The sequence below is a fragment of the Ruegeria sp. YTSC192 genome (assembly GCF_059609705.1).
This window is the reverse complement of the sequence record NZ_JBXWMG010000021.1, coordinates 1-8,203: the sequence shown is the minus strand read 5'-3', so window position 1 is coordinate 8,203 and position 8,203 is coordinate 1. Positions and strand designations below refer to the sequence as shown.

The 8,203-nt window shown below is 55.6% G+C and carries 9 protein-coding genes; 3 read left to right on the top strand and 6 right to left on the bottom strand.

All coding sequences use genetic code 11. From position 1 onward, the window contains the following. Positions 1-250: 250 nt before the first annotated feature. Positions 251-1,924, bottom strand: a complete 1,674-nt coding sequence (locus AC2FD8_RS19585) for a winged helix-turn-helix domain-containing tetratricopeptide repeat protein (RefSeq protein ID WP_496858938.1) — start codon at positions 1,922-1,924, stop codon at positions 251-253. A 93-nt stretch (positions 1,925-2,017) separates the two neighbouring features. Between AC2FD8_RS19585 and AC2FD8_RS19580 the strand changes: the two genes are divergently transcribed. Then, positions 2,018-2,491, top strand: coding sequence for an SRPBCC family protein (locus AC2FD8_RS19580; RefSeq protein WP_496858936.1), 474 nt, complete (start codon positions 2,018-2,020; stop codon positions 2,489-2,491). Between the two features lie 463 nt (positions 2,492-2,954). Here AC2FD8_RS19580 and epsC read toward each other — a convergent pair whose 3' ends face one another. The 4 genes from epsC to AC2FD8_RS19560 form a co-directional block, all read right to left on the bottom strand. Then, positions 2,955-3,761: a serine O-acetyltransferase EpsC gene (gene epsC, locus AC2FD8_RS19575; protein ID WP_496858934.1), complete on the bottom strand. Its 807-nt coding sequence runs from the start codon at positions 3,759-3,761 to the stop codon at positions 2,955-2,957. Positions 3,762-3,770: 9 nt separating this feature from the next. Then, positions 3,771-4,733, bottom strand: a complete 963-nt coding sequence (locus tag AC2FD8_RS19570) for a DMT family transporter (protein ID WP_496858932.1) — start codon at positions 4,731-4,733, stop codon at positions 3,771-3,773. Between the two features lie 69 nt (positions 4,734-4,802). After that, positions 4,803-5,024, bottom strand: a complete 222-nt coding sequence (locus AC2FD8_RS19565) for a tautomerase family protein (protein ID WP_496858930.1) — start codon at positions 5,022-5,024, stop codon at positions 4,803-4,805. 4 nt (positions 5,025-5,028) lie between these two features. Then, complete coding sequence (locus tag AC2FD8_RS19560; protein WP_496858929.1) at positions 5,029-5,409, bottom strand: nuclear transport factor 2 family protein; 381 nt, start codon at positions 5,407-5,409, stop codon at positions 5,029-5,031. Positions 5,410-5,678: 269 nt separating this feature from the next. On the opposite strand from AC2FD8_RS19560, the gene AC2FD8_RS19555 reads away from it, so the two are divergent. After that, entirely contained in the window at positions 5,679-6,614 is a 936-nt protein-coding gene (locus AC2FD8_RS19555; protein WP_496858927.1) for a LysR family transcriptional regulator, read from the top strand. Between the two features lie 11 nt (positions 6,615-6,625). On the opposite strand, the gene AC2FD8_RS19550 is transcribed toward AC2FD8_RS19555, so the two are convergent. Then, the gene (locus tag AC2FD8_RS19550) at positions 6,626-7,219 is read right to left on the bottom strand and encodes a flavodoxin family protein (RefSeq protein ID WP_496858925.1); all 594 of its coding nucleotides are present in this window, start codon (positions 7,217-7,219) and stop codon (positions 6,626-6,628) included. Positions 7,220-7,604: 385 nt separating this feature from the next. Between AC2FD8_RS19550 and AC2FD8_RS19545 the strand changes: the two genes are divergently transcribed. Then, a complete protein-coding gene (locus AC2FD8_RS19545; RefSeq protein WP_496858923.1) occupies positions 7,605-8,063 on the top strand; it encodes a GNAT family N-acetyltransferase in 459 nt (152 codons plus the stop codon). The last annotated feature ends 140 nt before the right edge of the window (positions 8,064-8,203 follow it).

Here is an 8,203-nt window from a genome sequence, read left to right as displayed (position 1 = left end):
ACACGACCGCATCTGACAGACGCTCATATCAGCTCAAAAAATGTCTTGCTATGCAGGAGCCATCCACACAAGACATTCGCTGCGATTGCAAAATGCAATACAAAGCGCCTGCATGAAGACTTGGGGGGCTTTGCATCGGTATGATCTTGGCGATGAGTAGAAACTGAGGCCTCAGCGGTTCAACTCAAAACCAAGCAGGAGACGTATTTTAGCGCCCTTCTAGCTCACGACGTTCCAAGCCCCAAAGATCCTATTCCGGCAATCCGGCTTCGCGCAGGTCGTTCAGTACGCGTTCCAGATCTGAGACGACGACGTACTTTCCTTCATAATTGTGTAGAACGTCCTGCAAGGAATACTCTGGGTCGAAATCTATCAGCTTCTCAACTGCTTTCCTCGCTTCATCTCTATCACCCCGGCACATCTGGATGATCGCCAGCACCCGATACGCCATCGGAGGTATCTCGGACATGCCGTTCATGGTTTCCAGGGCTTCGTCACAATTTCGCGTGTGCCATTGCACCCAAGCAAGGTTCCATTTGATCCAGTCCTGATGAAGCGGGTCCAGACGGACGACGCGCAGCATCAGTTCTTCGGCCTCTTCTGCCTGCCCACCGTAGGTCAGGGCTTCGGCCAGTGCGGCCATGGCGCTGGTGTCGTTGGGGTTGAGTTCCAGCGCTTTCCGGAAGCGCGCTACCGACTTGTTCAGCGCACCTTCCTGAATATGCATATAGGCCATTGCCGTGTGCGCATCATAGTATTCAGGCCCGACCTGAACGGCTTTGCGCGCGTAACGCCGCGCGGCATCCAGCTCTACAATCGGGTCCTCATCCGTCCAGCCCCATCGATATCTGTTGATATGAACAAACGTTAAGCCGACATAACCGTAAGGTTGCGTCGGATCGGCCTCAACTGCCGCGAGGTTGGCCAGACGGGCCTTTTCATTGCCCTCTGGTGTAAAGGAAAAAAGGTGCTGGCGCGCTTTCCAATTCAAGAGCAGGGCGGTCAGCTTTGCCTCGTCGGATGTGATCGCCTTCTGACCTTCTCTATTGATGACCCGTTGCGCAACGGTCGCGACAGTTCTTTGCACGATCTCATCTTGCATTGCAAAGACATCACCTAGGTCACTGTTATAGACGTTTGACCACAGGCTTTGACCTTCAACGGCATCAATCAATTGAACGGTCACGCGCAGTTGGTCCCCGCTCTTTTGTTGACTGCCTTCCAACAGATAACGAACGCCAAGCGCGCGGGAGATTTGGCTGACGTCAGAGGTGCTGTCTCGAAAGCTGAAGCTTGAGTTTCGCGCGATGACAAAGAGTTCAGAGTATCGGGACAAATCCACGATGATGCCCTCGGCGATGGCGTCGCTGAGGTAGTTGGCATCGGCACCGACACTGAGGTCTTCAAATGCCAAAACGGCGATGGATGGCTTGGAGGGCAAGGCCAGGTCTTCCATCGACGCATCTTGATCCCGCCCCATGCCCCAGAACGCACCAAGGACTGCGACCAGGACTGCGACAAGGCCGAACATAGCAAACCTTGTGTGACCCAAGCGCGCGACCTTTGGCGGAACCCCAGCCGAAGGCAGCGGGGTCAGGACCAGTCTGTAGCCTTTCTTGGGTATGGTCCGAACGATCCTGTGATGAGCATCGTTCAGCGTCCTACGGATATCCGCGATGCACTGCGAAAGACTGTCGTCCGTAACAGCGGTCTTGGCCCAGACGTTCTCTATCAAATCGTCCTTTGAAACCGACTCGCCAACGCGCTCCACAAGATAGGCAAGCACTTCCGAACTTTGCCGGCGCAAATGAACCAACTCCCCGGATCCATCCAGCAACTCCCCAGAGTCCACTGAAAAAACAAACTCGCCCAACGGAACTGTACCCGATGACTTCAGAACTTTTTCAGGGCTTTCTCCGGACATTTCAGACGCCTCCATGCCCTATTAAGCCTGCGAAGACTCGCGCCGCGAGGCAAGAAAATTCTCCTGCTTCTTCACTCTTAGAAAGGAAAAACCATGTCATCCATTGTCAAATTATCAGTCATCGGCGCCAGCCTGTTCTACGCCACAACAGCTTGGTCCGCGGATTTCCAGGTGAAACGGTCACTGGAACTTCCGTCTTCGACGCCGCAGGTTTGGCATCGGATTGGTGACTTCTGCGATATCGATGATTGGCACCCTAGTGTATCAGCATGTTCGCTGAAGGTCATGGATGGGTCCCTGGCACGTGTGTTGACGATGAATACCGGAGACCAGGTGACCCAAAAGCGTATCGCTCAGGAAGAAGGACTGTCTTACACCTACAAGACAATCAGTTCCTCATTACCCTTCGAAAAATTCACGGCAACATTGTCGGTTCAGCCCGGTGAAACCCTGCTCATCGAGTGGATTGCAAACTTCTCCTCCGATGACCCGGCAATGGAAAGTGAGGTCGTCGCAGACATCGAAGCAGGATTGTCAGCGATCGAGAGCATATTGACAACGCGCTGACATCGGCTTCGCAGATATCAAACAGTCAGGCGGTAGAAGTCAGCTTTCCGACGCCTGGCTTTTTTCGTGATACTGCTCGTTAAGGTGGCATATGTGGTCTGTTTCAGGCAATGGAGCGAAGATGTTGCATAGTCTTGAAGCGAGTTCGCTCTTAGCTGGATTTCGCGGGTCTCTCATGACCGGCAGCCTACTCCGGCCCTTAGCGGACATCGGACGTGACCACACTTCGCCGCGCTGCGCCCGCCAAACCTGCCATTCGCCGCGCGTGCAAAGTCTGTGGTTAGACAAACTCCCCCACAGCGGGACAAATCCTTGATAGATGTAATTTCATTGAGTGGTTGGTCTTGCTGTTTAGCGAAAAAACGAGCGGCAGCACCCGCATGGGACGGTTTTCGCGGCAGTCCTCAAAGTGTTCTTGGAATCTGTTATGAGTTATTCCGCCCGACCGAGAGGTGAAGCAAATTCAGCAAACCAAACTGGGTTGCTTCCGAGCGGCTGTAAACTCAGTGGCTTGATGGAGCCGGACGATTTGAGCGGGGATGCCAGCGACAGTGCAATGGGTTGGTACGTCCTTCAGGACGACACTTCCCGCCGCGATTTTGCTGAACGCGCCAAGTTCAATGTTGCCGATGATGTTCGCACCGGCGCCGATCATGACTCCCCGACGCACTTTGGGATGACGGTCGCCGCGTATCTTTCCTGTACCGCCCAAGGTCACGTTTTGCATGATGGTCACGCCATCCTCAATAACTGCTGTTTCACCGACGACAATGCCGGAACCGTGGTCGAGCATGATGCCTGCTCCGAGTTGGACCGCTGGATGGATATCAGGACCAAATGTGGCCGATGCCCGATTGGAAAGCCACGCGGCCAGATCGATGCGTCCATTGCGCCAGAACACATGGGCGATGCGTGCGACCTGCACCGCGTGAAAGCCTTTATAGTTCAGAAAGGCATGGGCAAATGTGCGGCTGGCAGGGTCGTTTGTTTGGATGGCGATCAAATCCTGGGTTGTCGCTTCGATGATGTCTGGTTGGGTTTGCAAGCCTTCCATCAGGATCGCCGAGACGTGATCTTCGGGAATGTCTGATTGCGCCAGACCTTGCGCCAGACGCCACGCCAAGGCCTGTTGCGGGTTTGATCGTGTAGACATCAAGCGCGCCAGATAAGCCGCCATAGCGGGTTCCTTACCGGCTATGGCGTCGAGCTCGCGCCTCAGAATGGGCCAAACGTCAGCTGATGCAGTAAGAGAGGTGTGTGGGGTGGACATGGGCGTCTCCTATCGCTGGAACGAAGGTCTGGATGTCGGGAGTCGGAGGGCGCGGGAAGGCGTCGTCGCCACCAGCAAACCAGCGACGACAAGTCCCAGTGCCGCGAGTTCAAGCAAGTCAGGCACCTGAGAGAGGACCGGGATAGCTAGCCCTGTCGCGACAACAGGCGTCAACGCCGACATGCGTGTTGCAATAGGGCCGAGCAGACGCAGCGCCTGACCAAAGGCATAGAGCGAAACCAGCCCGGTGATGAAACCCTGGAAGATGAATTGAAATGCGATGTCGCCCATGGATGGCGCTCCCAGAGCCGACAATCCGGACATCGCCCATACCGGTGCCAGGCCAAGGGTGGAAACCGTGCCGACAATCGCCGTCGCCAGGAAGGGTTCAATGGCGTGGCGGCGCAGTGTCAGGGTGAAACTAGCCCAGAGCATTGCGCTCAGCAGAAACAGCAAGTGCCCAATCCAGGTCTCATCGAGTCCTGGATCCTCTGCTGGTTGCAATACAATGGCCAATGCGCCTGCAACAATGAGCAAGGCAGACGTGATCTGGGGCATGGAGATGCGCTGACCCAGAACAAGAAACCCGAGGGCAGCGACCATGACCGGCATCAAGCTGGGAACCATCGCACCGGCATGGGCAACCGGTGCATAGCCCAGCCCGTATCCGACGCTGAGAGTGAATGGCGCTCCGTAGGCGGACAGCAGCAGAATTCTCGCCAGTCCGACCTGAGCAACCTCATGGCGATGACGCCAGAGCATCGGCGCCAAAACGACCGCAGGGACAAGGGCGCGCAGGCCGGCCAAATCGACCGGCGAGAGATCTGTTGTCACGCCCGAAGATGTCAGGACCAGCCAGCTTGCCCAGATGACAATGGCAATGGACATCCACGCATAACCCTTAAGTCGCGAGATCCTGTGCAAACCCGTCGGGCGGTCATTGGCGGGAAAGGAATTTGCTTGGCTGGCCATGGGGGCGCCCCTTTCGGGTGGCATGCCCGAAGGCATGCCGGTTTTAGCATCGTGAGTGGCGGGTTTGGTTTAGGATTGAGCGGCGCGGATATGGCTGACTTGCTTGCCGCTCATGCCCCAGTTTTCCAGTGGCACCTCGTCAATGATGACGAACGTGGTCGCGGGACTTTTGCCCAACACATGCTGAAGCAGATCGGTCACGCCAGAAACAAGCTGTGCCTTTTCTGCGTCCGAAGGGCCCTTGCCCTCTGGGCCACCTTCTTGGGTCACTTTGATATTCACATAGGGCATCGCCTTAATCCTTCCGTTCAACAAATGAGAAAACCTTGGTCAGGACACGCCAGCCGTCATTCGTATGGATGAGTGTCAAAAGGTCCTGATAATTGCGCCCCATCATGGTCATCCGTGCTTCGACGACCCCGATGCGATCACCTTTGAGTGTGATGCGTTCGATCTCTTCTTCACGCGGATCACCCCTAGAGGCAGGCGGTGTGCGTGCATCAATCCGGGCCATGTAGGCTGCAAGATCCATGTGTTCATAGGTGTCGGCAGTGCCGTTCACATAGGTCAGGTCCTCGTGGAACACAGCGCGCAGGATCGTGCTGTCCGATTGATAGAGCCCCTCGAAATAACGCTGCATCAGGTCATGGATTTCATCGTGATCGGTGCGTCCCATCACAGCATCCCCTCAGTCGCGGGAGAGATTGCCAGCTGTTCAAGCTGTTTCGCGGCGAAATTCAAGACTGCAGGGGTCGCGGCCTTCAAATCCGTAGCCGCGCCATTTGATAAGACCGGTCGAGCCAAAGGGCCGATGCCCGTGGGGAAAGCGTGTGACATTGGAAAACTCCGTTTTGCTTGCAGAGTTCAGATAGCAATCCAGAAGAGCAATTGATAATATTGAGTTATCATGCTTATGATCGAAAAAATAGATCGATTGGAAACCCTATGACGCTGGACCAGCTTGTCGCGCTTGACGCCATTATCGCCACTGGCACGTTCCGTGGTGCGGCGGATCGCCTGAACAAGGCGCAGTCTGCCGTGAGTCACCAGATCCGCAAACTGGAGGACGAGCTTGGGTTCGCAGTGTTGTCGCGTGATGCGTATCGCCCGTCTCTGACGTCAGAGGGTGAGGTGTTCTATCGCGAAACCGCGCGCGTGCTTGAACAGGTGCGTAGCTTGAAATCCGTCGCCGCCGGATTGCGCAGCGAACAAGAGCCGGTGATCTCTATTGCGATCACCGCAAGCATGTCTCTGGGTCCAATCCTGGACCTGTTGGGTTCAATCAGACAGACCTTTCCCGGCACGAATATTCATGTGGCCTCGGAAATGATGGGCGGACCACTTGCCCGGTTGATGGATGACAGTGCCGATATGATCATTGCCGGTCTTCAGGACGTTCCGATTGATGATGTGGAAGCGCTGCCTTTCGGATCGATCACGATCCGACCCGTCGCAAGTGCCGATTTTCCCGCAGCGCAAAAATCCGGAGTGCGATCGCGACGGGAAATGCAGGGCTATACGCAGGTGATTGTGTCCGGAACCGGAGGCAAAGACTTTGATCAGAGCCGCGATGTCCTGTCTGGCGGGCAGCGCTGGTCGGTATCGGATTTCGAGGCCAAAAAAACCATCATCAAGGCCGGGCTTGGATGGGGCGGGATCCCGGAACACATGATGAAGGATGAACTGGCTTCTGGCGTGCTTGTTCCCCTAAGCGTCGATGGTTTCCCGCCGAGACATACCGAGATTTTCGCCATTCGGCGACGTGACCGGGCCATGGGCAAGGTCATGACCGCGATCTGGGCATCGATAGAAGCCCGCGCAAACCTGCCGCGCGACGCTTCTGCACATAGCAATAACCAGCCGGAACAGTGCCCCAACTGATGTCTTTTGTGTCAGGCCGCCGCTGAGGCAATGTTCTGACCCGAACGCCAGCGCTGCGCTGCCTCTGCCACACGCCGACCCAGATATTCGGCGGTTCTCAGGTCTGAACCGGCCGGGGCCGCTTCGGGTGGTGCATCTGCATCTGCCTGCGCCATTGCGCCCAGAAACCCGCCCAGACGGTTCAGATCCTCAGGCGACCCGGTGCTGGTATTGTTGCCGGGCAGCAGCCCCAGCCCAACCCAAATCATGCTATGCTGCATGGCGAAATGGTTGATTTGCTGCAGCGTGGCCAGCTTGTCACCGCTCATACCTGCCGAAACTGTGAAGGCCGCCGCCAGTTTGTTGGCCCAATGGCCTTCGAGCCATCGTGCGGACGTCGCATCCAGAAAGGCTTTGAATTGTGCCGAGGCGCTGCCGAAATAGGTCGGCGAGCCAAAAATGATTGCGTCCGCCGCATCAATCACTTCCCAATTTTGCTCAAACTCTTCGACCGGGATAAGCGCGACTTCCGCCCCGGGAACCTCTGTTGCGCCACGGTGTACCGCATCGGCCTGAACAGCCGTATGTCCGTACCCGCTGTGGTAAACGATTGCGATCTTCGTCATTGCTGTCTCCATCTCATATCTGCCGGCGTTGCTGGCCGGATTGCGAATTCATGCGACACTCAGGTTTTTGGGCAAGAGCGTCAGCCGTTGCCTCGATTGGGTGTCATGCAAGAATTTAGTGACGAAGACCAACAAAGGATAATATCGAGTTTTCACATCAACGATCTAAAAATTAGATTGTATGAAAGACATCATTCATCAGCGACCTGCTCGGGCTGAACGTGCTGCGCCAAAGTCGAATTGTGTGTTTTATTGTCATTCGTTCCACGTGCGGAAATCAACAGTTGGCATGTTTTGCCAGTGCAGGAGGTATAGTGAACAGTTGTTGAAACCTTCTCGGGAATCGACAATTTGATCAAATTTCCAACCGCGAGATAACAACACCATGTCAGAGTTTACCATTCGCCAAGCTGACCGCACGGATGCAAATTGCGTTGCTGGTCTCGTTCACGCTTTGCTGGCAGAACTCGCGGGCAACAAATCTCCTGAGTTCGATACGATATTGCGAAGCACAGAACTGGTCATAGAAGACGCCAGTGTTTTCGCATTGATCGCTTACTCTGACGAAAAACCTGTGGGCGTGATGATGCTGAATGAATGTGCCGCCATTTATGCAGGCGGACGGTTCGCAGAGATAACGGAACTTTACGTTCTGCCAAATTTCAGATCGCAGGGCGTCGCGCCACGCTTGATGGACGCGGCCCTTGAAGAAGCCAATGCACGTGGATGGCGGCGTTTAGAGGTTGGTGCGCCTCATCAACCGGAATGGGAACGCACGTTGCAATTTTACGTGCGCAATGGCTTCGAAGAAGTTGGGCCGAGGTTGCGAAGGTTGATAGGTTAGGACGTCTGCGGCCCATTGCTGCCGTTCACTCAACAATCGCGATGCCGCAGCGCGGCCCGTCAGAGCGGATGGGGTGGATGGCTCCTGCTCCAACCGGCGTCGCAATGCGCCATAATGCAGTTGCCTATCACTGCTAGGAA

Excerpts from the sequence above, each read along its gene's own strand:
- AC2FD8_RS19585 (WP_496858938.1), bottom strand. The coding sequence starts at position 1,924 with ATGTCCGGAGAAAGCCCTGAAAAAGTTCTGAAGTCATCGGGTACAGTT.
- AC2FD8_RS19580 (WP_496858936.1), top strand. The coding sequence starts at position 2,018 with ATGTCATCCATTGTCAAATTATCAGTCATCGGCGCCAGCCTGTTCTAC.
- epsC (WP_496858934.1), bottom strand. The coding sequence starts at position 3,761 with ATGTCCACCCCACACACCTCTCTTACTGCATCAGCTGACGTTTGGCCC.
- AC2FD8_RS19570 (WP_496858932.1), bottom strand. The coding sequence starts at position 4,733 with ATGGCCAGCCAAGCAAATTCCTTTCCCGCCAATGACCGCCCGACGGGT.
- AC2FD8_RS19565 (WP_496858930.1), bottom strand. The coding sequence starts at position 5,024 with ATGCCCTATGTGAATATCAAAGTGACCCAAGAAGGTGGCCCAGAGGGC.
- AC2FD8_RS19560 (WP_496858929.1), bottom strand. The coding sequence starts at position 5,409 with ATGGGACGCACCGATCACGATGAAATCCATGACCTGATGCAGCGTTAT.
- AC2FD8_RS19555 (WP_496858927.1), top strand. The coding sequence starts at position 5,679 with ATGACGCTGGACCAGCTTGTCGCGCTTGACGCCATTATCGCCACTGGC.
- AC2FD8_RS19550 (WP_496858925.1), bottom strand. The coding sequence starts at position 7,219 with ATGACGAAGATCGCAATCGTTTACCACAGCGGGTACGGACATACGGCT.
- AC2FD8_RS19545 (WP_496858923.1), top strand. The coding sequence starts at position 7,605 with ATGTCAGAGTTTACCATTCGCCAAGCTGACCGCACGGATGCAAATTGC.